The organism is Streptomyces sp. E-08 (genome assembly GCF_049913095.1).
Classification (GTDB): Bacteria; Actinomycetota; Actinomycetes; order Streptomycetales; family Streptomycetaceae; genus Streptomyces.
The window spans coordinates 8138429-8160771 of record NZ_CP183971.1; the positions used below are offsets into that span (position 1 = coordinate 8138429).

Below are 22343 nucleotides of genomic sequence, written 5' to 3' on the forward strand. Positions count from 1 at the left end.
GTGGCACGACGAGCGCCCGGCCCGAGGAGCGCGTGGCACACGAGCGGCCCGGGGGCCGTGAGGAGATGAGCGACGTGTACGACCTGAACATCGACACCGACGTCAACGTGCATCTCAGCGACTGCCGCAAGGAGGACGCCCAGGCCGTGTTCGACGTCCTCGGTCGGTTCTACCAGCGGGAGGACATGGCGACACCGGGCCCAGAGGCGGCCACCGGGCCGACTCCCACCGTCTGGACCGCCACGTTCGACACGGCCGGAGGGCGGCACGAGGAGGCGGTCCCCACCCATCTGACCGCCCCGGTCGGAGCCACACTCACCGGCGGTTACCACGCCGTCGACGAGGTCGAGAAGGTGCTCGCCGCCGGCTTCGACATCCAGTCCCTGCAGGCCGTCTCCGGTGACCAGGAGACCGAGGCCCGACTGTTGCTCGCGTCCCGCTGACCGGGACGCACAGCGGCTCCGGGTGGCGCTGACGGGCGCCGCCCGGGGTTCTCGTGTGCCCGGGTTCGGTCGGTGATCCCGCCGACACTCCTCAGCGCCGTCCGGGTGCCTCGTGTTCCCGGGATCGGTCCCTGGACCCCGCCGACACTCCCCGTATACACCGTGTGTAGAGTGCCTTCCGGTTGTGCGCACCGCCCTGACCAGCGGTGATGGCTGCCGTTCCGAAGACATCACGGGGAAAGCGGGTTCACCATGTTCCGATCCAGGCCTGGCCGAACGCGGACGGTGACCACCGCCCTCCTCGCCGCGGCGTCACTGATGCTGACGCTGGGGGCCTGCGGAGTCGACCCCCTCACCCCGCAGGACGCCCGGGCGGAGGCCGGATCGGACGACAAGGGGGGCGACGGGGCCCGTCGCGTGGACTGCGCCAATGTGAAGTGCATAGCCCTGACCTTCGACGCGGGGCCGGGCAAGGACACCCCCCACCTCCTCGACGTCCTCAAGGAGAAGCAGGTGCCCGCCACCTTCTTCCTCCTCGGCAGCAAGCACGTCGACCGCTACCCGGACGTCGTCAGGCGCATCGCCGACGAGGGGCACGAGGTCGCCAACCACACCTGGTCGCACCGGATCCTGACCGACCTCGACGAGTCCGAGGTCCGCGACGAGCTGTCCCGCACCCAGAACGCGATAGAGAAGATCATCGGCCGCAAGCCCACCCTCATGCGCCCGCCGCAGGGCCGCACCGACGGCACGGTGTCCGACGTCAGCCGCGAGCTCGGACTCGCCCAGGTCCTGTGGAGCATCACGGCGAAGGACTACTCCACCACCGACTCGGCGCTCATACGGCAGCGCGTCCTGGAGAACGCGCACCGTGACGGGATCATCCTGCTCCACGACATCTACGACGGGACCGTGCCCGCCGTGCCCTCGATCATCGACGAGCTCAAGCGCCGCGGCTTCACGTTCGTGACGGTGCCCGAGCTCCTCGCTCCCGGGAAGGCCGAGCCCGGCGAGGTCTACCGTCCCGAGAGGGACTGAGCGGACCTGCCGAAACCGGGTGAGGTGACTCACATCGCCCACTCGGGATTCCTCGGAACATTCGGGAAAGGTTTACCGTTCATACGTATGTGACTGCGAAGGGGCCCGGTCCCCAAGGTCCCCCCCCAGAGGTGACCGCTCTTCGCCAGTCACGGCGATCGGCCCCGGTTGGAATCCCCCGTCCAACCGGGGCTTTGTCGTTCCCTCCCCGTCCCCCACCTCCCGCACGGCACGTGGACGGCGCTTGAGGGGCGCGCACCCCGGCGCGTTCGACTCGTTCGAGTGAGCCCCGGCATGGTGGCCCGGACCCCGGGCAGTGATCTTCCCAGCCGACGAAGACGATCACCCGTCGGCCTCCGACCAGGGACGATCCAAGGGGGGACCCCATGACCCGCACCACCTCTCGCGCCCGTCGCGCCCTGCTCGCCGCGACCGCCTCGCTCCTCCTCGCGGGCTGCACCACGGTCAGGCCCGCCGGGCCCGCGCCCTGGGGAGTGCCGGCGAGCAGGGCGGCGCAGGACGAGCTGCTGAAGGCGGCCGAGCACCGCCTCGTGGTGGACTGCCTCGACGCCCGGGGCCTCACCCTCGCGGCCCGGCCCCGCGCTCCGGACGAGGACCGCGCCTTCCAGGCGGCGCTCTTCGGCGCCGGACCCCGTGAACTCTCCGTCACCCTCGCCACGGGCGCCACCGTCACCGCCAACGACGACGGCTGCCTCGCCACCGCCCGCCACCGGCTCTACGGCGACCAGCGTCAATGGTTCCGGGCCCAGGTCACCGTCGACAACCTTCGCGCCGAGGCCGAGGCCCGGATGCGCTCCGACCCCGCCCACCGGGCGGCGCTCGCCCGATGGACCCGGTGCGCGAGCCCACCGGGCCCACCCCGCTCCGACCGCCCCGACCCCGTCGTCGCCGCCCGCTGCGCGCGGGAGACCGGACTCGACGCCATCCGCACGCGGCTGGAGGCCGCGGAGCTGGTCACGGTGCGCACCCTCCGCCGCGACGAGCTCACCACCTACCGGCAGCTGCGCGACCGCGCGCTGCGGCGGGCAGTCGAACTGTCCGCGTCCGCCCACCCACAGAAAGGCTCCACCCCCTCGTGAAGCGACTCATCGCCACCTCCGCCGCCGCACTCCTCGCCGTCACCGCCGGCCTCGCGCTCGCCACCGCCGCCCGGGCCGCCGAATGCCCCTCCGGCGAGTTCTGCGTCTGGCAGGACGTGAACTTCGGCGGCCAGCGCGCCAACTGGAGCGGGGACGACGGCTGGTGGGAGAGCTGGATCGCCGACACCGACTCCTCCTGGGCCAACCACGGCATCTCGGGACCAGGGATCAAGGACCACGTCCAGGTCTACGAGAACGCCTGGCAGGGCGGCAGCATGACCATCTGTCTCGCCCCCGGGCAGGAGGTCGGCTACAACGGCGCCGCCAACGACAGAGGCGACTCCCACATCTGGTCGACCGGCTGCTGACCCCTTCCGTCAGCCGCGCGGAAGGGTGCCGGCCGGATGACGGAGGGCCGAGGCCAGCATCAGGCCGGCGCCGCGGACGACGCTGGTGGAGGGATCGTTCGCCAGACGCAGGCGGGCACGCAGAAGGTGCGCGAGGCGTCCCGTCACGTCGAGCCGCAGGGCCCCGCCGCCGGTCACCAGGACGCCCCGGCGCAGCGCCCCGCGGACGGCGCCGGTGCCGTCGTGCCGCCACATGTCGCTCACCATGTCGGCGGTCGTCGCGGCGATCGCGTCCGGCGCGTTCCCCGAGGCCGGCAGGTCGTCGAGACCCACCTCGGCCAGCCGGGCGTCCTCGACGAGGCCGTCCACCACGAGGGTGACCTCCGTCAGTTGGGCGCCGAGGTCGACGACGAGCAGAGGGCCCCCGCCGGACGGGGCGGCATAGGCGGCCGCAGCGCGGGCGCTGTCCACGGCGATGACCCGTACCGGGCCGAGGGCGTCCACGATCCGCTTCGCCGCCGCCCGCTCCTCCGGCCCCGCCAGGACCGGATGGGTCAGCATCACGACGGTGTCGTGCCCGCCGTCACCCGGGGCGGAGGCCGCCAGGCGCCGGAGGAGACGAAGCTGGGAGTCGGCGTCGGTCACCCGGCCGCGCCGCACCGGACCGCTCGGCACGTCCGCGAAGACGCCTGCTCCCGGCGCCCAGGCGCGGGTCCGGGAGCTGCCGATGTCGAGGGCGATCCCACGCACCGGCCGCTGCCCGCCCCGGCTGCCCCCTGCTGCTCCGAACGATCCCATCGCTTCCGTCCATTTCCTGCGAACCCGCTGATTGCGAGGTTGATATGGCACCTCACTATGCAATATCCGTGCCTGTGACGCCATGATGCTTGGGTATCGAAGGGCTTGAGCGGGGGGAGGGGAGGGAGCGCTGAGGGTGGGTCAGCCCTCGGCGCCGAGCCACAGGTCGGGGCCGAACACCTCGTAGTGGATGTCGGCGGCGGCGGTGCCCCGGCCGAGCAGGTCGCCTCGTACCGCGCGCAGGAAGGGGAGCGGTCCGCACAGGTACGCCGTGGTGCCCGCCGGCAGGTCGATGAGCGTCACGTCCGCGCGGCCCGGGCGGGCGTCGGAGTCCGCCGGCTCCTCGTACCAGAGGTGCATCGTCCCCTGGGGCAGCGCGTCCACGAGGCGGCGCAGCTCCTCGGCGTGCGCGTGGGAGGAAGGGGCGCGGTCGGCGTGGACCACGACCACCGGGCGGGTCGACCCCGTGGCGGCCAGGTGGTCGAGCATGGCCAGCATCGGGGTGCTGCCGATGCCGGCGGAGGCGAGCAGCAGGGGGCCGTCGCCCTCGGGCAGGACCAGGTCGCCGAACGGGGCGGAGACCTCCACGGTGTCGCCCGCGCGGGCCTGGGCGTGCAGCCAGGAGGAGACCTCGCCCGCCGGATCGCCGTCGACCCGCTTCACCGTGATCCGCCACTGCGGGTGCCCGGGGGCGGCGGACAGGCTGTACTGGCGGATCTGCCGGGCGCCGTCGGGCAGGGTGGCCCGGACGCTCACGTACTGGCCCGGCCGGAAGGGTGTCGTGGGGGCCCCGTCGGCGGGGCGCAGGGTGAAGGACGCCGTGTCGGCCGTCTCCTCGCGCCGTTCGGTGATCTCCATGGCCCGCCAGACCTCGCCCTCGGGGACACCGGCCTCCTGGTAGAGGCGGGCCTCCACGGCGATGAGGGCGTTCGCCATCAGCCAGTAGACCTCGTCCCAGGCCTGCGCGACCTCGGGGGTCACGGCGTCACCGAGCACCTCCACGATCGCGGCGAAGAGGTGCTCGTGCACGGTCTTGTACTGCTCGGAGGTGACGCCGAGGGAGGCGTGCTTGTGCGCGATCCGCGCCAGCATCGCGTCCGGACGGCTGTCGGGGTTCTCCAGCAGGGCGACGGCGAAGGCGGCTATCGAGCCGGCGAGCGCCTTTCGCTGCTCGCCGTTGGCCTGGTTGCCCCGGTTGAACAGGTCACGCAGGAGCTCCGGATGGGCGGCGAAGAGACGCCCGTAGAAACGCTCGGTGATCTCGTCGAGGGCGCCGCCGACGGCGGGCAGGGTGGCGCGGACGACCGGTACGGCCTGCTCGGACAGCATGGGAACTCTCAATCTGGTAGATGATCTTCGTGTTTAAGGGGGCGGGAATGCCTCGGAGGGGGCGGGTGCGGTCAGGGGGAGTGCGTGGGGCGCGGGCCGAGGGTCAGGAGCAGCGGACCGGTCGGTGAGGACACGAGCTCCGTCACGGTCAGCGGGTCGAGCACGCGGTAGAAGGCCTCCTGCGCCTCGCGCAGCGCTCCGCGCAGTCGGCACGCGGTGCGCAGCGGGCACGGCGGATCGCCCTCGCAGGCGACGACCTCCTCCTCGCCCTCCAGGGTCCTGGCCAGCCAGCCCACCGAAGAGCGCCGGCCCAGTTCCGTCAGGGCCAGCCCGCCGCCACGGCCGCGCCGTGCCTCGACCACGTCGAGGTGCTGGAGTCGCGTCACCACCTTCGCCATGTGGGCGTAAGGCACGTCCATCGACTCCGCCACCTCGCGGGTGGTGACGGACTCCTCCGGTGCGGTGACCGCCAGGCGCATCACGGCACGCAGCGCCAGGTCGGTGAACTTCGTCAGTCTCACGATCCGACCGTATCAAAGAGGTATTTCGTATGCGCATTAAGAGGGTGGTTCGCGGCGCCGGCTATGGCGGCGCCACAGCCACCAGCCGCCCGTGAGCAGGCAGCTGGCCGTGAGCACGATGCCGGCCACCGGCCACTGGCCGCCCGCGATGCGGGTGTCCGTGGCGGCGACCACGAGCAGGCCGACCAGCGGGAGCAGCAGCGACGCGGTCGCGCGCAGCCCCGCCGCGACCATGGACGGGTCGAAACGGACGCGCCGGGGTGCGCGCAGGTCGCGCGAACCGACGTAGAAGACGACGGCCCGGTCCATCATGCGTGTCGTGGCGCGGTTGTACGAGACGGCCATGTAGGGCAGCCAGACGAGCGGCGCCACCAGGCCCACCAGGAACACGCAGGCCACGAGTACCCACTGACCGATGCGCGCGACCCGGCTCGACTGCTCTTCGCCGGAGGCCGTGAGCAGTCCCAGGAGCCGTGCCATCCGCATGACCAGCTCCCAGAGCGTGGCGGTCCGTCCCCGTCCTGGCCGGGCGCGGGGTGCGGCGGCGTGGGTGTCCAGAGCGGCCCGGGCCGTCACGGTGTCCTCGTACACCCCCTGCAGGACGAGGAGTTCGGCCGCCCGCTCCGGATCCGCGGGGTCCCGTCCCTCGGTGGCGGCGAGTTCGAGCACCGTGCGCACCTGGGAGAGGAGGGCCCCGCAGAACGCGACGGGGATGAAGACGAGGAACGGGCCCCCGACGAAGGCGCCTTCCGCGACGACCCGGCGGCGTCCGCGGTTGATGACGAGGGACCGCAGAGTCGCCTCGTCGGCGTCGGGATGAGAGGCGCGGAGGCGTGCGACGGCGGGCCCCGCTCCCGGCCCGAGGTGGCGCAGGGCGAAGGAGGCGAGCGCCTCCGGGAGCCTCGTGGGTTCCGCCGCCACCTCCCGCAGCAGGGAACCCGTGAGCCCGTCAGCGCGCTCGCCCTTCTCCGGGCCCGCGGCCCGCCGCCTCCTCGGTCTCAGGACAGGACCTTGGCCTTGGCCTTCTCGAACTCCTCGGCCGAGATGGCGCCCTTCTCCTTGAGGTCGGCGAGCCGGGCCAGCTCCTCGGTGGCACTGCCACCGCCCTGCGTTCCCGCGGTCTTGCGGATGTAGTCCTGGAACGCGGCCTCGCTCTCCTTGGCCTGCTTGACGTCCCGCCGGCTCATGCCCTTGCCGCGCGCGATCACGTAGACCAGCACGCCCAGGTAGGGGAGCACGATGCAGAAGATCAGCCAGCCCGCCTTGCCCCAGCCGTTGAGGTCGTGGTCCCGGAAGATGTCGGTGATCACCTTGAACAGCAGGAAGAGCCACATGATCCAGAGGAAGAACCACATCATGGTCCAGAACACGTTGAGGAGGGGATAGTCGTCCATTCCTGCACACTCCGTTCCCGCGCGGGCCGAGGAGGGCCCGGCGTTGGAGTGAGTCTCACCCAGCCCCCGGGCGCCCGCACTTCGTGACGGCTGCGCGTGCGAACCCCACGTCGCCGTGTTCGGATGGAGGACGCGGCCGAGGCGGCGAGACGCTCGAACCGGGTTCGTGCGCGCTCGCGCTGCTCGTGGAGCACGTCTGGGCCGCGCGGGCGGCTGAACGCGATCCGCGAGGCCGGCGGCCCCTCCGCCGGCGCCGCGTGCGAGTCCGTCGTGGCCCGTGCCCGGGCTCCGTGTCCGGGCGCGCTGCCGTCAGGACCGGGCCGTTCGGTGTCCGAGCGCTCCGCCCGGGTCAGGCGTCGCGCAGCGCAGCCAGGGCGCGGTCCGCGTGGGCGCTCATCCGCAGTTCGCTGCGGACGACCTCCCGGACCCGCCGGTCCTTGCCGATCACGAAGGTGACGCGCTTCGTCGGCGCCAGCGAGAACCCGCGCTTCACACCGAACCGCTCCCTTATGGCGCCGTCCGGGTCGGACAGCAGGGGGTAGCCGAGCGAGTGCCGCTCGGCGAACTCCTGCTGCCGCTCCACCGCGTCGGAGCTGATGCCGACCGGCAGGGCCCCGACGGCGCGGAACTCGGCGGCGAGGTCACGGAAGTGACAGGCCTCGGCCGTGCAGCCCGGGGTGAGGGCCGCCGGGTAGAAGAAGAGGACGACCGGGCCTTCGGTCAGCAGGCCGGTCAGCGAGCGCGGGGCGCCCGTCTCGTCCGGAAGGGTGAAGTCCTCGACGAGGTCACCGACGTTCATTTCAGGCCCGCCCCGATCCGTTCCCGTGGCGCCGCCGGTGCTCCGGCGGCCGGCCGGTGACGTTACCGCACGGTAGGACCGGCGTCACCCCCGGCGTGCCGCCTCCGGGGCCGCTCCGCGTGCGGCGGCGCGCCGGTCGAGCACCGCGAGGGTCCGCTCGCCCCAGCGCAGGTTCTCCTCCTCGAAGAACCGCCCGCGCATCAGCGTGAGGTAGGGACCGATGCGGTCCGCCTCGCCCAGGTACGTGTCCTCGTCCCGTCCGTCGAGCATCCACTCCCGCAGCCGGTCGTATCGGGCCAGCTTCGCCCGGGCCGTCTCCATCCGCTGGGCGACGAACCCACGGACGGCCTCGGTGTCGCCCTCGTCGCAGGCCTGCACCTGGACCAGCAGTTCGTCACGGACGGCGCTGGGACGCGGCGGCGCCGACGTGTAGGCGACCAGATCCTGCCGGCCCGGCTCCGTGAGGCTGAACATCCGTTTGTTGGGGCGCCGTTCCTGCTCCACCACGCGGGCCGTGATCAGACCGGCATCGGCGAGCCGCTCCAGCTCGCGGTAGAGCTGCTGCGGGGTGGCGGCCCAGAAGTTGGCGACGGACACGTCGAAGATCTTGGCCAGGTCGTATCCGGAGGCCTCGCCCTCCAGGAGAGCTGCGAGGACGGCGTGCTTGAGGGACATCCGGACACGCTAGCAGCACGTTTAATAGTTTCCTCCGCACCTATTCAACCGGTGCGGCATGCGTCGGCGCCGGACGGCCGCCCTTCGCTGGCACGTCCGTCCGGCGGCCGCCTAGGCTGGAGGGGGGCAGGCCGCGGGGGAGCAGATCCGAGGGGCAGCGCGATGGACAGTGACACGTTCGTCTACACCACCTACATCCGGACCACCCCCGATGAGCTGTGGCAGGCCCTCACCGAGCCGGAGCTCACCCGCCGCTACTGGGGCGTGTCCTTCGAGACGACGTGGACCCCGGGCGCGTCGATGGTCTGGGACGAGAACGGCCGCAGGACCGTGGACCCGGATCAGGTGGTCCTCGAGGCCAGGCCCGGCCGCCTCCTCTCGTACACCTGGCACACCTTCACCAAGGACTGGGCGGACGCCGTCCGTCTCGAACAGGAGGCGTACGAGCGCCTCGCCCGTGAGCCGCGCTCCCGTGTGACCTTCGTGATCGAGCCGTCCGGCGACACCGTCAGGCTCACGGTCACCCACGGTGGCCTGGAGCCCGGCGGCATCATCAAGGGCCTGATCGGCGAGGGCTGGCCCGCGCTGATCTCCAGCCTCAAGTCCCTTCTGGAGACGGGCGAGGAGCTCCCGGAGCCGCCCCGCTGACGCGTTCGAGCCGCCCGCCGGCCCCGTTCGAACCGTGGGCCGGACCCGTCCGGCCGCTCCGCTGGCCCATTCGAGTCGTCTCGCCCCCGACTCCGCCGCCACGCCCGGCGCCTTGATCATCTGATCCTCCTCTCATCCGTTTTGATGCGGGGGTCGGCACCGTCCGCCGACCCCACCGAAGGAGAAGGGGAGGGTGTCCGACGTGTCGTCACGCCGATACGCACGAGGGTGGGGGGCGCTCTCCCTGGCCGTCGGTGCCGTTCTCGTCAGCACGGCCGCCCAGTCCCCGGACCGGGACGCCGAACGCGAGCAGTGGGGCGCCGCGGCCCTGGACGTCGGCGCCGTCGTCTCGGTGGACGGCTGCGCCGCCGCCGACGGCCTGTGCTCCGCCCCGGCCCACGCCGTCGTGCTCGGCGGCGACCGCGTCCTGACGGGCCGCCCGTTCACGCTGGACCCGAAGGCCTCCGGGCCCGTGGAGCTCGTGCTCCGCACCCCCGGAGCGCTCGCCGACGTCACCGTCACCGACCAGCGCGGCCGGCGGATCGCCGGAGCGCAGAGCGCGGACCACACCCGGTGGACCAGCGCCGCCCCACTGCCGGCCGGCGCCCGCTACGCGGCCCGGCTCGTCGTCGACGGGGTGCGGCCCGGCAGCCCGCGCCGCGCCCGCCTCGACTTCCGGACCGCCCCGGTCCCGGCCGGGGAGCGGCTCACCGTCACCTTCGGACCGGAGGACGGCGGCAGGTACGGGGTGGGCCGGCCGGTCACCGCCGAGCTCAGCCGACCCGTGCCGGAGGGCGCCCGTCGCGCCGTGGAACGCGCGCTCGACGTCCGGGCCGAGCCCCACGTCGAGGGCGCCTGGCACTGGGTCGACGACAGCACCCTCCACTACCGGCCCCGCACGTACTGGCCCGCCCGCGCCACGGTCCGCGTCCACAGCGGGCTCGACGGCGCCCGGATCGGTGGCGGCCTGTACGGAGGCCCCTCACGCCCCCTCACCTTCACCACCGGGCCCAGGATCGAGGCCGTCACCGACGTCTCCGCGCACGAGATGACCGTGTTCCGCGACGGGGAACTCCTGCGCGCGCTCCCGGTCACCACCGGCAAGGCCGGGTACCGCACCCGGAGCGGCATCAAGGTCGTCCTCGGCAAGGAACCCCTCGTCCGCATGCGCGGCGACTCCATCGGCATCACCAAGGCCAGCAAGGACTTCTACGACCTCAAGGTCCGCTGGGCCACCCGGGTGACGTGGAGCGGCGAGTACCTGCACGCCGCGCCCTGGTCGCTCGACTCCCAGGGCAGCGAGGACGTCAGCCACGGCTGCACGGGGATGAGCACCGAGGACGCCGCCTGGCTCTTCCGGACGGTGCGCGAGGGGGACCTCGTACGGGTCGTCCACGGGTACGGGGAGCCGATGACGCCCTTCGACAACGGCTTCGGCGACTGGAACCTCGGCTGGCCCGAGTGGCTCCGGGGCAGTGCCCTCACCACCGGCACCACCGGCACCACCCGCATCACCGACGCCACGGGCGCTGATGTCAGGTCTGTCGCGGGCGGCCTCAGCCCGACCCTCTGACCCTCTGCCCCTCCGACCCCAGGGAGTTTCGATGCAGGACATCACCAAGGTCGAGGCCGGGGAGGCGACGATCTTCGTGGAGACACGGAGCATCGGCCCCGGCACCGAGCTCGAAGGGCTGGGCGACCGTCTCCCCGATCTCTCCGGGGTCACCGAGGCCCTCTCCTCCTTCGCGGGGCGCATCGGCGAGGCGCTCCAGCAGGCGGCCCCGGACCGCGCGACCGTCGAGTTCGGCTGCCAGCTCGGCCTGGAGGCCGGCAGGCTCACCGCGCTCGTCGTGCAGGGCACCGCGAACGCCAGCCTGCGCGTGACCCTGGAATGGGTGAAGCAGCCCCGCTGACCGGTCAGCGGCCGGGCTCCGTCCCCGCCGGCTCCGTCGCCGCGTCCTCAGGGGCCGGCAGGGGCGTCGTGGGCGCGGGTTCGCCGAGGCTCAGCAGGGGCCGCCGCTGGAGCCCGGCGCCCACCAGGACGCCCAGGGCGATCGACGCCACCGTGATGACCATCGTCACCAGGCTGTCGAGACCGCCCGCCGTGTCGCCCTGCACGATGATCTCCGAGACGCTGGTGAGGCCGACCGCGCCGGGCACGAGGAGCCAGAAGCACGGCAGGAACACGACCTGGTCCGGCGTGTGCGACCGCCGCTCGATCCAGGTCGCCATCGGCGGTAGGAGCATGCCCGCCGCGAAGGCGCCGAAGGTCGGCCCGGCGAACTCCGATGCCACCGACTGCACGAGACGTTCGACGAGCAGTGCGCCCAGGAGCCAGCCGGTGACGCGCGGCGGGGCGGAGAAGTACAGCAGGAAGCCGAAGCCGAGCAGCAGCACCCCGGCCCACGCGGCCCAGGCGCCGAGTGTCCCGGCCGAGGGCCCGCCCGCCGGACGGGCCCGCAGGAGTTCTGTGCCGACCAGGATGCCGAGGGCCAGGAGCAGCAGGACGTTCACGGCCCCGGCGAGCCGCGCGATGCCCGACAGCGCGGCTCCGGTGGCGAGTTCGATGGCGCCGAGGGTCAGTGCGGCACCGGGCAGGAAGGCGATCAGCGGCGGGATGTACAGGACGGTGGGGTTCTCGTGCAGAAGCGGTCCCGCCCAGCGCAGCGAGACCGCCGTGACCAGGATCGCGGCGATCACCGGCAGGGCGGTGCGGGCCGACGGGAGCCGGTCGCCGAAGAGCCGCAGCAGACCGACGCCCGCACCGAGCACGGCGTACCCGACGACGGCCGGGACGGTCGCGTGCCGCATCGCGCCGAGGCCGACGGTGAGGAGCACGTACCCGAGGACGGTGGCGGCCGGGCTGAAGCGCTCGGGCCGTTCCCTGACCTCCCGCAGGGCCTGCCGCGCGTCCTCGAACGGCACCTCCTCCGTCCGCATCCGCTCGACCAGCGACTGCAGCGCCTCCACCTGGTCGAGGCGGAGGGCGGGGCCTTCGACCGGGGCGAAGTCCAGCTCGCCGCCCCGCCCGTCGGGGCCGCCGCCGACCCGTACGAAGAGGCCCGTGGGGACCACGAAGGAGCGCACCCGCATCCCGTAGCGGGCGGCCACGTCGTGCAGCACCCGCTCCACCTCGGCGGTCCGGTCCCCGGCGCGCAGCAGTTCGGCGCCGAGCTCGCACAGCAACGCGGCCAGGTCCCGCAGCCGTTCGCGGCCGGCGCTCTCGGCCTCCGGCACGGTGACGGTGCCCCCGCCGCGCCGGCGTGGCCGCAGCGCGGCGGCCCGCCGGGCGAGGGCACGCATGTCAAGACGGGGCGAAAGCCGCATTCGGGAAAACTAGCAGGACAGGAGCGGTGCCGCCGTCCTGGCACTCCCGCGCCTGGAACCGCCCCGCCGCGGCCCCGGGCCTGCGCCTGCGCCTGCGCCGCCCCGCCACCCGTCGCTGTCCCGGGCCTGCGCCTGCGCCGCCCCGCCACCCGCCGCTGTCCCCGGCCTGCGACTGGAACCGCCCCGCTATCCGCCGCTGTCCCGCCGCCACTCACACCCGCCCGCCGCCCTGCGTGTCCGAGGAGAGCCGCTGCGCCGCGTAGATGGGGACCACCGAGAGCAGGACGAGCGCCGCCGCCACCACGTTCACCACGGGCGCCTGCTGGGGGCGGGTCATGTTGTTGAAGATCCACACCGGCAGGGTCTGCACCCCGGGTCCCGCCGTGAAGGTCGTCACCACGATCTCGTCGAAGGACAGCGCGAAGGCGAGCAGCCCGCCCGCGAGCAGTGCCGAGCGCAGCAGCGGGAAGGTGATGTCCCAGAAGACGCGGAAGGTGTGCGCCCCGAGGTCCATCGCCGCCTCCTCGTACGAGCCGGGCAGCCGTCGCAGCCGCGCCACCACGTTGTTGAAGACGACCACGATGCAGAAGGTGGCGTGGCCGACGACCACCGTGAACATCCCGAGCCCCACGCCGAGGGGTTCCAGGACCGTCCCGAAGGCCGAGTTGAGCGCGATGCCCGTGACGATGCCGGGCAGCGCGATCGGCAGCACCACCGCGAAGGAGACGGCCTCGCGTCCGAAGAAGGAGTACCGCTGCACCGCGAAGGCGATGAGCGTGCCCAGGACGAGCGCGACCGCCGTCGCCGCGACACCGGCCCGGACCGAGGTCCACAGCGCCGCGCGGGCGCCCTCGTTGTCCCAGGCCGCCGCCCACCAGTCGAGCGTGAGACCCGGCGGCGGCCAGCTCGCCGAGCGGTCCGGGTTGAGCGAGCCGAGCAGGACGAGCAGCAGCGGCAGGTAGATCGCCGCGAAGCCGAGACCGGCGGCGGTGCGCAGCGCGATCCGCGCGGGTCGGGAGAGGTTCATCGGTCGCGGTCCTTCCGGCCGGTCACAGGCTGCGCAGCGCACCGGAGCGCCGCACCGCGAGCAGGTACACCACGATGACGGCGACCGGCACGGTGCCGAGCGCGGCCGCCAGCGGCAGGTTCAGGGTGACGTTGGAGTAGACGAGGTTGCCGATCAGCTGGGTCTTGCCGCCGACGATCTGCACGGTGATGTAGTCGCCGAGGCTGAGGGAGAAGGTGAAGACGGACCCGGCGGCCACCGCCGGCCACACCAGCGGCAGCACCACCGAGACGAACGTCCGCCAGGTCCTCGCTCCGAGGTCCGCCGAGGCGTGCAGCAGGCTGTCGGGGAGCTGGGCGAGCGCGGTGTGGATCGGCAGCACCATGTACGGCAACCACAGGTACGTGAGGACGAGCACCGTCGCCGTGAGCCCGTACCCCGGTCCGCTCAGACCGAACGGCCGCAGCGCCCAGTCCAGCGGCCCCCCTTCGGAGAGGATCAGCCGCCACGCGTACACCTTCACGAGGTAGCCCGCCCACAGCGGCATCAGCATCGCCACCACGAAGAGCGGCCGGCGGCGCGGTCGCGCGACCCGCGCGGTGTAGAAGGCGATCGGGAAGGCGATGACGGCGCAGAGCGCGGTCACGGCGACCGCGACGCCGATCGTGCGCAGGGCGACCGTCCGGTAGACGGGGGAGGTGACGAGCTCCTCGAAGTTCTGCGAGGTCCAGATCCGGACGACCTCGGAGGTGAAGGTGTCGGTCGACCAGAAGGCGGAGAGGAACAGCGCCGCGAGGGAGCCGAGGTAGGCGAGGACCAGCCACAGCAGCGGGGCCGTGAGCAGGGCCGCCAGGCGCAGCCGGGGCCGCCGGTGCAGGGCCCCGGCGAACCGCCGGACGGCGCTCCGGCCGGGGTCGGCGGCCCGGGTCGCGGACTCGGGGGAGAGTCCGGGGGAGAGTGCGGTCATGGCGCCGGGGTCAGCCCTTGATCTCGGTCCAGGCCTGGACCCACTTGGCGTACGGGACGCAGCGCGTGTCCGTCCGCCCGTCCAGGCACTGCTCGATGGGCGTGGTCCAGAAGTGGACCCGCTTCCAGTACGCCTCGTCGGCGGCGTGGAAGACGGCGCAGTGGTTCTTGTCGGCGGTCTCGGCGCACGACTTCGCGTTGGCCGGGGCCTCGCCGAAGTACTCGGCGACCTGCGCGTTGGTCTTCGGCGAGACGATCCAGTCGAGCCACTTGTAGGCGCAGGCGGGGTGCTTGGCCTTCGCCGAGACCATCCAGGTGTCGGACCAGCCGGTGGAGCCCTCCTTCGGCAGGACCGCCTCGACCTTCGCGCCCTCGGCCCGGGAGAGGTTGGCGATCACCTGCCAGCTGGTGCCGACGACCGAGTCGCCGCTCTTGAAGGCGGAGATCTCCTTGAGGTAGTCGCTCCAGTACTCGCCGATGTGCGCGTTCTGCTCCTTGAGCAGGGCGACGGAGGCGTCGAACTGCTTCTGGTCGAGGGCGTACGGGCTCTCGATCCCCAGCTCGGGCTTGGTGGCCTTGAGGTACAGGGCCGCGTCCGCGAGGTAGATCGGGGAGTCGTAGGCGGTGACCCTGCCGCTGTGCGCCGAGGCCTTGTCGAAGACGGCGGACCAGGAGTCGGGGGCGGGCTTCACCTTGTCCGTGTCGTACATGAGGAGGTTGGCGCCGCGGCCGTGCGGGATGCCGTAGGCGACGCCCTTGACGGAGTTCCACTCCTTGTTCTTGAGCCCGGCGAACACGTCGGCGTAGTTCGGCACGAGCGAGGTGTTCACGGGGGCGGCGTCGCCGGAGGCGATCAGGCGGAGGGAGGCGTCGCCGGAGGCCGAGACGGCGTCGTACGCGCCGGTCTTCATCAGCGAGACCATCTCGTCGGAGGTCGCGGCCGTCTTGGTGTTGACCTGGCAGCCGGTCTGCTTCTCGAAGGCGCTGACCCAGTCGACCTTCGGGTCGTTGGAGCCGTCCTCGACGTATCCGGCCCAGGCGATCAGATCGACCTCGCCCTCGGTCTTGCCGAGCGCGGTCGGCGCCTTCAGGTCGGGCGGGTTGAGCCCGCCGGACTTTCCGGAACCCGCCGGGTCGGCCGATCCGCAGGCGGTGACGAGGAGCAGCCCGGAGAGGGCGGCTGCGGTCAGGAGGGAGCGGTGCGGGCGCACGTGGTTCTCCGATGCGTGAGGGGACGGGACGGGGGAGGGGCCTGGTCGCTTACGAGGTCTTCGGGACGTACGGGTCTCCGGGCCTTGCGAGGTCTTCGGGACTTGCGGGCTCTCCGGGACTTACGGAGTCTCAGGGACCCGTACGGCGTGGCTCGGGTGCCACTGGAGGCCGATCCGGGCGCCCCTGAAGGCGGCGAGGTCGGCGGAGGAGGTCTCCAGGTTCTGCTGGAGCGCGGTGAGCCGGCCGCCGCCGTCGACGTCGACCAGGAAGCGGGTGGAGTCGCCCAGGTAGACGACCTCCGCGACCGTGCCGGCGGCGGTGGCGTGCCCGGGGTCGCCGGGCGCCTCGTGGTCGGAGAGGATCCGGATCTTCTCCGGCCGGATGCTGTACGTGCCGGGCGCCCCGACCAGCCGTCGTGCGGTGTCTCCGCTCAGCAGGTTGGAGGTGCCGACGAATCCGGCGACGAACGGGGTCGCGGGGCGTTCGTAGATCCCGGCTGGGGCGGCGACCTGTTCGATCCGGCCCTGGTGGAAGACGGCGATCCGGTCGCTCATCGTGAGGGCCTCCTCCTGGTCGTGGGTGACGAACACGAAGGTGATGCCGACCTCGCGCTGGATCGCCTTGAGTTCGACCTGCATCCGTTCGCGGAGCTTGAGGTCGAGTGCGCCGAGGGGTTCGTCGAGGAGGAGCACGCGGGGGCGGCCGACAAGTGCGCGGGCGAGGGCGACCCGCTGGCGCTGGCCGCCGGAGAGTTCGACGGGCCGACGCCGGCCGAGACCGTCGAGGCCGACCTGCGTGAGGGCGGCCCGGGCGCGCACGAGGCGCTCGGCGCGGGGCACGCCGCGGACCTTGAGGCCGTAGGCGACGTTCTGTTCGACCGTCATGTGCGGGAAGAGCGCGTAGTCCTGGAAGACGGTGTGCACGTCCCGCTCGAAGGGGGCGAGCCGGGTGACGTCGCGGCCGGCCAGTTCCACGGTGCCGGCGGTCGGTGTCTCGAAGCCCGCGATCATCCGCAGCACGGTCGTCTTCCCGGAACCGGAGGGGCCGAGCATCGAGAAGAACTCGCCGTCGGCGATCTCCAGGTCCACCCCGGCCACGGCCTCGGTCCGGCCGTAGGTCTTGCGCAGTCCCGTCAGCCGGATCGCCATTCCCTCCATGGGCGGGAACCTTTCTGGTGCGGTGGAGCGTTGCTCGGGCGTGGGCGTAAACATATGAAGTCATAGTTCAAATCTCAAGACCCCTTTAAGGTAAAGCCTGAGTCAACGCTCGACGCGCGAGGTGGTTAACCGTGAGACCGAACGGCAGGCCGGACGACGCCGGAAGCGCGGCCGGGACGGGCGCGGCCCGCAGGGCCGTCTTCACCCCCGTCGACACCCGCGCCCGGGTCGACACCGTCGTCCGCCGCATCGGCGACGCCATCGAGCTCGGACTCCTCGCCGACGGGGAGCAGTTGCCCGGCGAGACCGAACTCGCCGGGCAGCTCGGCGTCTCCACCGTCACCCTGCGCGAGGCCCTCATGGCCCTGCGGCAGCAGGGACTCGTCACCACCCGCAGGGGGCGGGGCGGCGGCAGCTTCGTCACCCTGCCCGACAACCCGCCCGAGGAGCGGCTGCGCGCCCGCCTCGCCGACTGGTCCACCGAGGAACTCCGCGACCTCGGCGACCACTGGGCGGCCGTCTCCGGCGCCGCCGCCCTGCTCGCCGCCCGCCGCACCCAGCCCGGGGACCTGCGCCCCCTCACCCGTACGGTCGAGGAACTCGCCGCCGCCACCGACCCGGCGACCCGCAGCAGGCTCTACGGCCGCTTCCACGTCGAGCTGGCCGCCGCCGCCCAGTCCGCGCGCCTCACGCGCGAGGAGATCGCCCTGCAGACGGACCTGGGCGCGCTCCTCTGCCTCGTCCTCGATGACCCCGTGCATCTGGCCGATGTGTCGGATCGTCACCGCGCCGTGATCTCCGCCGTGCAGGATGAGGCCGACGAGCGGGCCAGAACGCTCGCCGAGACGTGCGTACGGGAGTCAGTGGGGCGGCTGATCGCGCTGCGCCTCGGCAACCCCGTCCGCGCAACCGAGCCTCGTCCCGAGGAGGACACGCATGGGCAGGAGCACCGGGCTCGCGGGCCCCGCGGGGGCCGTCACCGACACGGACCGGACGACCGGGGATCCGGTCGATGAGGTCGTGAGCCGGGTCCGGGGTGCCCTCGAAGAGGTCTTCGCCGCCGTCGCCGTGACCGGCTCCGACACCGGCGCCCTGCTGACCGACGTGTCCGCGTCCGGGCGCGCCCCCGTCGCCGCCGACCTCGCGGCCCTCCGCCCCGGCCTGCGTGCCCGGCTCGCCGCGCACCCCCTCGTCTCCGGCGTGGGCTTCGTCGCCGCGCCGGGCCTCCTGACCGACGCACCCGGCTGGTTGGAGTGGTGGCAGCGGGGTCCCGGCGGAGCCGTCCGGCCGCTCCTGCTCGACCTCGACCCGGAGCACTCCGCCTACTCCGACTACACGCACTGGGACTGGTACACCTTGCCCCGCGAGACCGGGCGCCGGGCCGTCGCCGGGCCCTACGTGGACTACCTGTGCTCCGACGAGTACAGCCTCACGCTCTCCGCGCCGGTCGACCTCGGCGGCCGGTTCGTGGGCGTGGCCGCCGCCGACGTCTATCTGCGGCACTTCGAGGCGGCCGTGCTCCCCGTGCTCCAGCGGCTTCCCGCCCCGGCCCGGCTCGTCAACGCGCGCGGCCGCGTCGCCGCCTCCACCGACCCGGCCCACCTCGCCGGATCGCTCACCAAGGGCCCCGACTTCGCCGCCGTCCTCGCCGGACCGCCCACCGAGCACCGCGCCGACGGCCTGAGGTTGTGCCCCTGTGGCGGCACACCGCTCGTCCTGGTCACGGCGGACGGCGACTGAGCTGCGACGATGGCGCCATGAACGATCCCGACGAGAAGAACCGCCGGCTGGCCGAAGGCGTCGAGCTGCGCGAGCAGGGCCACAGGGAAGAGGCGCGCGAGCTGCTCGTCGCGCTCGCCGCCCGCTGGCCGGACGACGCGGAGGTCGCGTACCAGACGGCCTGGGCACACGACGTCCTCGGCCTGGAGGCGGAGGCCGTGCCCCACTACGAGCGTGCCCTCGGCGCCGGAGGGCTCACCCCGGACGACCGTCGCGGCGCCCTCCTCGGCCTCGGGAGCACGTACCGGATCCTCGGCCGCCACGACGACGCCGTCGCCCTCCTGACCCGCGCCGTCGGCGAGTTCCCCGAGGACGGATCGCTCCGCGCGTTCCTCGCGATGGCCCTCTACAACACCGGCGACCATCACGAGTCGGTCCGGCTCCTGCTGCGCCTCCTCGCCGCCACCAGCGAGGACCCGTCCGTCCGCGCGTACCGCCAGGCCATCGAGCACTACGCGGAAGACCTCGACGCCTCGATCCGGGACGACGCCGAGGATCACAGACCCGCCAGCAGGCCCTCCAGCGGTGACGGTGCCGGTGTGGTGCCGAGGGCCTCCACCAGCAGTGTGCCGTAGCGGATCTTGCGGCCCTTCTTCGTGCCGAGGAAGCGACGCAGTTGCTGGTGCCGGGGCCGCCCGTGCTGGGCGGGCTGGCTCAGGAAGGTCTGCCAGGGGCGCAGATCGCCCTCCTCCCGGATGATCTCCTCGACCCTCGCCGGGCCCAGCGTCCGGATGAGCTCGTCCTCCAGGTCCGAAACGCAGACGAAGAAGTCCCGGTCGGGCGCTCCGGCCCGGCGCAGCCCGCGCTCGTAGAAGCCCTGCTCGCGTTCGTCGCACAGGCCGGTCAGGCGCAGGTCGAGACCGGGCCGTCCGAGCAGTTCGGCATACCGGGCGACGCTCATCGCGCCGCCCATCGACACCACGCACACGCCCTCCGCGGCGAGGTCCCGGCCGTGCATCGCCGCCAGCGTCTCGACGGCCGCGACGTCACTCGGTCCCTCCAGGAGCACCGCCGTCCGCAAGCCCAGGCCCACGGCCAGGTCCCTGGCCGTCTCCCCGCCGCTGCCGCCCGCCGCCCAGCGGCTCATCTCGTCCTGGAACGCCCTCGTGTCTGCCATGGGGCGAGTCTGCCCGGCCACGGCCCGGCACGGCATCGAATATTCGCGTCCCCGCCGGCTCCCGCCTAGTCGTTCACGGCGGTCAGCAGCACCACCGCGTCCTCCAGGGCCGTCAGCCCGTGCCGTTCCTTCGGGATCATCCGCAGCGTGCCCGCCGGCAGCTCCTCCGCCCATCCCGCCGCCGTCAGGTTCACCCGGCCCCGCAGCACCTGGAGGCTCGCGGCCGGGGGCGCGTTGTGCTCGTCCAGGGAGGTGCCCGACGTGAGGGCGATGACGGTCTGCCGCAGCATCCCGTCGTGCATGATCCGGTGGGCGCTGCGCCCGTGCGGTGCCGCACGGGCCGCGGCCATGTGCTCGTCGGCGAGGGCGGTGAGGTCCAGCATCATGACTCTCCCTGCGGGATGCGCGGACGGATACCCCCAGCCTCCCGTGTGACGTCCCGGACGCAACTCGGGGCCACCGGTCGTGCCGCGACCACCACCGCGAGCCCGGCCACCGCGACGCACGCCCCCGCCGCGAGCAGCGCGGCCGGCCAGCCGTGCGCCGCGTACAGCCAGGACCCGGCGAGGGAGCCGAGCGCCCCGCCGGCGAACGTGGCGAGCATGAAGACCGTGTTGACGCGGGCCGCCACCGTCCGGCCGATCCCGAAGATCCGCGCCTGGTTGGCCACCTGGCACGAGCTGACCCCGACCACCAGGAGGTTCGCCCCGGCCACCAGGGCCGCGGGGGAGGACGGGGCGAGCCCCGCGAGAGCGAGGCCGAGCCCCGCGCAGACGAGACTTCCGACGTTCACCGCCGAGGCCCCGTACCGGTCGGCCAGCGGCCCGGCCGCCGCCGACAGCAGCGCCGCCGGCAGGGTCAGCAGCCCGAAGAGACCCGCCGCCCCCGGCCCGTACCCGAGCGGCGGGGCCGCAAGGTGGAAGGCGAGGACGGACCAGAAGACGCTGAACGCGGCGAAGACGCACGCGCCGACCAGCGCGGAGATCCGCAGCTCGCGATGGACCGCGAGGAGCCGGGGAAGCCCGGCCAGGAGCCCGGCGTAGGAGGTGTGCCCCGGCTGCCCGAGACGTTCGGGCAGCCGGCGGGGCAGGACCAGGAGCAGCGCCGCCGTGGCCACGGCGGCGACCCCGTAGGCGATCCGCCAGCTCCCGGTCGCGTCGGTGACGGCGCCCGACACCGTACGGGACAGGGTCGAGCCGAGGGTGAGGCCGAGGCCCACCAGGCCCACGACCCGGCCCCGCCTGCCGGGTCCGGCGAGCACCGCCGCCACCGGGGTGAGGATCTGAGGCAGCACGGTGGTGGTGGAGAGCGCGAGCGTCGCCAGCGTGAGGGTGAGGACGTCGGGTGCCGCCGCGGCGACGAGGAGGGCGGTACTGGTCAGGGCGAGCAGCACCGAGGTGAGGCGGCGCAGCCGCGCGGAGTCGGCGAGCGGCACGAGCAGCAGGATGCCGAGCGCGTAGCCGATCTGCGCGGCCGAGGCGATCAGTCCCGCGGTCCGCTCCGACACGTCCAGGCCGTGTGCCACGGCGGCGAGCAGCGGTTGCGGGAAGTAGATGTTGGCGACGGTGACGGCCCCCGCGACGGCGAGGAGCGGGACGTTCAGGGGCCGGTCGGGAGCGGCGGGGGCAAGGGGGCGTGGGGCCACGGAGTCTCTTCCGTACGAGGGAGGGGGACGCCTCAAGGCTCCTCGCCGCGGCCCGGGCGGATCAAGATGTCATCATGAAACCGGCGTTGAGTCACGCTCAACGATCAGCGGATACGGGGAAGGGCGGGGCCGTGCTCGAACGGTACGAACTGGAGGCGTTCCTCACGCTCGCCGAAGAGCTCCACTTCGGGCGCACCGCCGAGCGCCTCGGTGTCTCCACCGGCCGGATCAGCCAGACCGTGAAGAAGCTGGAGCGGCGCGTCGGCACCCCGCTCTTCGCCCGCACCAGCCGCAGCGTCCGGCTCACACCCGTCGGCCGCGCCCTGTACGAGGACCTCCTGCCCGCGTACCGGCAGATGGGGGCCGCTCTCGAACGCGCCACCGCCGCGGGGCGCGGCGTCCACGGCCGGCTGCGCGTCGGCTTCGGCACCCCCTGGGGCGGCGAACTGCTCACGGCCGCCGCCGACACCCTGATCGCCCTCCACCCCGGCTGTGAGATCACCGTCCACGAGGTTCCCCTCGACGGCGGAGTCCGCCTCCTCCGGGACGGGACGCTCGACATCCAGTGCGCCGCCCTTCCCGTGCGCGAACCGGACCTCACCACCGGTCCCGTCCTCGTCACCGACGAGCGGGTCCTGCTCCTGCCCGCCGGCCACCCGCTGGCCGGTCGTGCCTCCCTCGGCCCGGAGGACCTCGCGGGCCTCGACCTGATCGCCCCCGGCGGCGCCGTCCCCGGCTACTGGGCCGACCACCACTACCCCCGCCGCACACCGTCCGGCGCCCCCGTCGGCCGGGGACCGGCGGCCGCCACCTGGCAGGAGGTCCTCTCACATGTGACGGCCGGCCGGGGCGCCTCCCCCGGCGCGGCTCGCGGCGCCCGGTACCACCCCCGCCCCGGCATCGCCTACGTCCCCCTGCGTGACGTCCCGCCCCTGGAGTACGGCCTCGTGTGGCCCACCGCCTCCGACTCGGCTCTGCTCAGGGCCTTCGTGACGGCGGTCGGCGCGTGCGCGGAGACGCCCGGCCCCTGAGCCGGCCTCCC

25 protein-coding genes and 1 pseudogene are annotated in these 22343 nt (G+C 73.2%); 11 read left to right on the forward strand and 15 right to left on the reverse strand.

Annotated features, from left to right (window positions below):
* Nucleotides 1-32 precede the first annotated feature (32 nt).
* From ACN9MM_RS37150 to ACN9MM_RS37165, 4 genes are all read left to right on the forward strand, one after another.
* Nucleotides 33-443 carry a hypothetical protein gene (locus ACN9MM_RS37150; RefSeq protein ID WP_426368192.1) on the forward strand — a complete coding sequence of 137 codons (411 nt, stop codon included), beginning with the start codon at nt 33-35 and terminating at the stop codon, nt 441-443.
* Between the two features lie 252 nt (nt 444-695).
* Nucleotides 696-1481 (forward strand): polysaccharide deacetylase family protein, encoded by a 786-nt coding sequence (locus ACN9MM_RS37155; RefSeq protein ID WP_426368193.1) that lies wholly within the window; start codon nt 696-698, stop codon nt 1479-1481.
* A 386-nt stretch (nt 1482-1867) separates the two neighbouring features.
* The gene (locus ACN9MM_RS37160; protein WP_426368195.1) at nt 1868-2581 is read left to right on the forward strand and encodes a hypothetical protein; all 714 of its coding nucleotides are present in this window, start codon (nt 1868-1870) and stop codon (nt 2579-2581) included.
* Nucleotides 2578-2949 (forward strand): peptidase inhibitor family I36 protein, encoded by a 372-nt coding sequence (locus tag ACN9MM_RS37165; protein ID WP_426368196.1) that lies wholly within the window; start codon nt 2578-2580, stop codon nt 2947-2949. Before ACN9MM_RS37160 ends, ACN9MM_RS37165 begins: the two co-directional genes overlap by 4 nt.
* A gap of 9 nt (nt 2950-2958) precedes the next feature.
* Here the strand turns inward: ACN9MM_RS37165 and ACN9MM_RS37170 are convergent, their stop codons facing one another.
* The 7 genes from ACN9MM_RS37170 to ACN9MM_RS37200 all read right to left on the reverse strand — a co-directional run bounded on the left by ACN9MM_RS37170 (nt 2959) and on the right by ACN9MM_RS37200 (nt 8444).
* The gene (locus tag ACN9MM_RS37170) at nt 2959-3726 is read right to left on the reverse strand and encodes a rod shape-determining protein (protein WP_426368197.1); all 768 of its coding nucleotides are present in this window, start codon (nt 3724-3726) and stop codon (nt 2959-2961) included.
* Between the two features lie 141 nt (nt 3727-3867).
* Entirely contained in the window at nt 3868-5055 is a 1188-nt protein-coding gene (locus ACN9MM_RS37175; protein ID WP_426368198.1) for a globin domain-containing protein, read from the reverse strand.
* Nucleotides 5056-5126: 71 nt separating this feature from the next.
* The gene (locus ACN9MM_RS37180) at nt 5127-5576 is read right to left on the reverse strand and encodes an RrF2 family transcriptional regulator (protein ID WP_426368199.1); all 450 of its coding nucleotides are present in this window, start codon (nt 5574-5576) and stop codon (nt 5127-5129) included.
* A 36-nt stretch (nt 5577-5612) separates the two neighbouring features.
* Complete coding sequence (locus ACN9MM_RS37185) at nt 5613-6497, reverse strand: hypothetical protein (RefSeq protein ID WP_426368200.1); 885 nt, start codon at nt 6495-6497, stop codon at nt 5613-5615.
* Between the two features lie 77 nt (nt 6498-6574).
* The gene (locus tag ACN9MM_RS37190) at nt 6575-6970 is read right to left on the reverse strand and encodes an SHOCT domain-containing protein (RefSeq protein WP_426368201.1); all 396 of its coding nucleotides are present in this window, start codon (nt 6968-6970) and stop codon (nt 6575-6577) included.
* 349 nt (nt 6971-7319) lie between these two features.
* Nucleotides 7320-7769 (reverse strand): peroxiredoxin, encoded by a 450-nt coding sequence (locus ACN9MM_RS37195; RefSeq protein WP_426368202.1) that lies wholly within the window; start codon nt 7767-7769, stop codon nt 7320-7322.
* An 84-nt stretch (nt 7770-7853) separates the two neighbouring features.
* Entirely contained in the window at nt 7854-8444 is a 591-nt protein-coding gene (locus ACN9MM_RS37200; protein ID WP_426368203.1) for a PadR family transcriptional regulator, read from the reverse strand.
* Between the two features lie 162 nt (nt 8445-8606).
* On the opposite strand from ACN9MM_RS37200, the gene ACN9MM_RS37205 reads away from it, so the two are divergent.
* The 3 genes from ACN9MM_RS37205 (at nt 8607) to ACN9MM_RS37215 (ending at nt 11005) form a co-directional block, all read left to right on the forward strand.
* On the forward strand, nt 8607-9092 hold the full coding sequence (locus ACN9MM_RS37205; RefSeq protein WP_426368204.1) for an SRPBCC family protein: 486 nt from the start codon (nt 8607-8609) through the stop codon (nt 9090-9092).
* Between the two features lie 202 nt (nt 9093-9294).
* Nucleotides 9295-10665, forward strand: a complete 1371-nt coding sequence (locus ACN9MM_RS37210; RefSeq protein WP_426368205.1) for an Ig-like domain-containing protein — start codon at nt 9295-9297, stop codon at nt 10663-10665.
* A 31-nt stretch (nt 10666-10696) separates the two neighbouring features.
* Nucleotides 10697-11005, forward strand: a complete 309-nt coding sequence (locus tag ACN9MM_RS37215; RefSeq protein WP_426368206.1) for a CU044_2847 family protein — start codon at nt 10697-10699, stop codon at nt 11003-11005.
* 4 nt (nt 11006-11009) lie between these two features.
* Here ACN9MM_RS37215 and ACN9MM_RS37220 read toward each other — a convergent pair whose 3' ends face one another.
* The 5 genes from ACN9MM_RS37220 to ACN9MM_RS37240 form a co-directional block, all read right to left on the reverse strand.
* Nucleotides 11010-12395, reverse strand: a complete 1386-nt coding sequence (locus tag ACN9MM_RS37220) for a threonine/serine ThrE exporter family protein (protein WP_426368208.1) — start codon at nt 12393-12395, stop codon at nt 11010-11012.
* Between the two features lie 235 nt (nt 12396-12630).
* Entirely contained in the window at nt 12631-13446 is an 816-nt protein-coding gene (locus ACN9MM_RS37225) for an ABC transporter permease (protein WP_426368209.1), read from the reverse strand.
* A 22-nt stretch (nt 13447-13468) separates the two neighbouring features.
* Nucleotides 13469-14392, reverse strand: coding sequence for an ABC transporter permease (locus ACN9MM_RS37230; RefSeq protein ID WP_426368210.1), 924 nt, complete (start codon nt 14390-14392; stop codon nt 13469-13471).
* A gap of 10 nt (nt 14393-14402) precedes the next feature.
* On the reverse strand, nt 14403-15602 hold the full coding sequence (locus tag ACN9MM_RS37235; RefSeq protein ID WP_426368211.1) for an ABC transporter substrate-binding protein: 1200 nt from the start codon (nt 15600-15602) through the stop codon (nt 14403-14405).
* A gap of 120 nt (nt 15603-15722) precedes the next feature.
* The gene (locus tag ACN9MM_RS37240; protein WP_426368212.1) at nt 15723-16760 is read right to left on the reverse strand and encodes an ABC transporter ATP-binding protein; all 1038 of its coding nucleotides are present in this window, start codon (nt 16758-16760) and stop codon (nt 15723-15725) included.
* 131 nt (nt 16761-16891) lie between these two features.
* Here ACN9MM_RS37240 and ACN9MM_RS37245 point away from each other — a divergent pair, with 131 nt between their 5' ends.
* From ACN9MM_RS37245 to ACN9MM_RS37255, 3 genes and pseudogenes are all read left to right on the forward strand, one after another.
* On the forward strand, nt 16892-17776 hold the full coding sequence (locus tag ACN9MM_RS37245) for a FadR/GntR family transcriptional regulator (protein WP_426368213.1): 885 nt from the start codon (nt 16892-16894) through the stop codon (nt 17774-17776).
* Complete coding sequence (locus ACN9MM_RS37250) at nt 17697-18500, forward strand: cache domain-containing protein (RefSeq protein ID WP_426368214.1); 804 nt, start codon at nt 17697-17699, stop codon at nt 18498-18500. Before ACN9MM_RS37245 ends, ACN9MM_RS37250 begins: the two co-directional genes overlap by 80 nt.
* 17 nt (nt 18501-18517) lie before the next feature.
* A pseudogene (locus ACN9MM_RS37255) lies at nt 18518-19018 on the forward strand (tetratricopeptide repeat protein); the annotation flags it as partial.
* A gap of 17 nt (nt 19019-19035) precedes the next feature.
* On the opposite strand, the gene ACN9MM_RS37260 reads toward ACN9MM_RS37255, so the two are convergent.
* The 3 genes from ACN9MM_RS37260 to ACN9MM_RS37270 all read right to left on the reverse strand — a co-directional run bounded on the left by ACN9MM_RS37260 (nt 19036) and on the right by ACN9MM_RS37270 (nt 21301).
* A complete protein-coding gene (locus tag ACN9MM_RS37260) occupies nt 19036-19656 on the reverse strand; it encodes a TOPRIM nucleotidyl transferase/hydrolase domain-containing protein (protein WP_426368215.1) in 621 nt (206 codons plus the stop codon).
* A gap of 65 nt (nt 19657-19721) precedes the next feature.
* Nucleotides 19722-20039, reverse strand: coding sequence for a cupin (locus ACN9MM_RS37265; RefSeq protein WP_426368931.1), 318 nt, complete (start codon nt 20037-20039; stop codon nt 19722-19724).
* Entirely contained in the window at nt 20039-21301 is a 1263-nt protein-coding gene (locus ACN9MM_RS37270) for an MFS transporter (protein ID WP_426368216.1), read from the reverse strand. The genes ACN9MM_RS37265 and ACN9MM_RS37270 overlap by 1 nt, the downstream gene beginning before the upstream one ends.
* A 131-nt stretch (nt 21302-21432) precedes the next feature.
* Here ACN9MM_RS37270 and ACN9MM_RS37275 point away from each other — a divergent pair, with 131 nt between their 5' ends.
* Complete coding sequence (locus ACN9MM_RS37275; RefSeq protein ID WP_426368217.1) at nt 21433-22332, forward strand: LysR family transcriptional regulator; 900 nt, start codon at nt 21433-21435, stop codon at nt 22330-22332.
* The last annotated feature ends 11 nt before the right edge of the window (nt 22333-22343 follow it).

Coding starts and splice junctions, on each gene's coding strand:
- ACN9MM_RS37155 (WP_426368193.1), top strand. CDS start 696: ATGTTCCGATCCAGGCCTGGCCGAACGCGGACGGTGACCACCGCCCTC.
- ACN9MM_RS37160 (WP_426368195.1), top strand. CDS start 1,868: ATGACCCGCACCACCTCTCGCGCCCGTCGCGCCCTGCTCGCCGCGACC.
- ACN9MM_RS37170 (WP_426368197.1), bottom strand. CDS start 3,726: ATGGGATCGTTCGGAGCAGCAGGGGGCAGCCGGGGCGGGCAGCGGCCG.
- ACN9MM_RS37175 (WP_426368198.1), bottom strand. CDS start 5,055: ATGCTGTCCGAGCAGGCCGTACCGGTCGTCCGCGCCACCCTGCCCGCC.
- ACN9MM_RS37190 (WP_426368201.1), bottom strand. CDS start 6,970: ATGGACGACTATCCCCTCCTCAACGTGTTCTGGACCATGATGTGGTTC.
- ACN9MM_RS37195 (WP_426368202.1), bottom strand. CDS start 7,769: ATGAACGTCGGTGACCTCGTCGAGGACTTCACCCTTCCGGACGAGACG.
- ACN9MM_RS37200 (WP_426368203.1), bottom strand. CDS start 8,444: ATGTCCCTCAAGCACGCCGTCCTCGCAGCTCTCCTGGAGGGCGAGGCC.
- ACN9MM_RS37205 (WP_426368204.1), top strand. CDS start 8,607: ATGGACAGTGACACGTTCGTCTACACCACCTACATCCGGACCACCCCC.
- ACN9MM_RS37215 (WP_426368206.1), top strand. CDS start 10,697: ATGCAGGACATCACCAAGGTCGAGGCCGGGGAGGCGACGATCTTCGTG.
- ACN9MM_RS37220 (WP_426368208.1), bottom strand. CDS start 12,395: ATGCGTGCCCTCGCCCGGCGGGCCGCCGCGCTGCGGCCACGCCGGCGC.
- ACN9MM_RS37225 (WP_426368209.1), bottom strand. CDS start 13,446: ATGAACCTCTCCCGACCCGCGCGGATCGCGCTGCGCACCGCCGCCGGT.
- ACN9MM_RS37230 (WP_426368210.1), bottom strand. CDS start 14,392: ATGACCGCACTCTCCCCCGGACTCTCCCCCGAGTCCGCGACCCGGGCC.
- ACN9MM_RS37240 (WP_426368212.1), bottom strand. CDS start 16,760: ATGGAGGGAATGGCGATCCGGCTGACGGGACTGCGCAAGACCTACGGC.
- ACN9MM_RS37250 (WP_426368214.1), top strand. CDS start 17,697: ATGGGCAGGAGCACCGGGCTCGCGGGCCCCGCGGGGGCCGTCACCGAC.
- ACN9MM_RS37260 (WP_426368215.1), bottom strand. CDS start 19,656: ATGGCAGACACGAGGGCGTTCCAGGACGAGATGAGCCGCTGGGCGGCG.
- ACN9MM_RS37265 (WP_426368931.1), bottom strand. CDS start 20,039: ATGCTGGACCTCACCGCCCTCGCCGACGAGCACATGGCCGCGGCCCGT.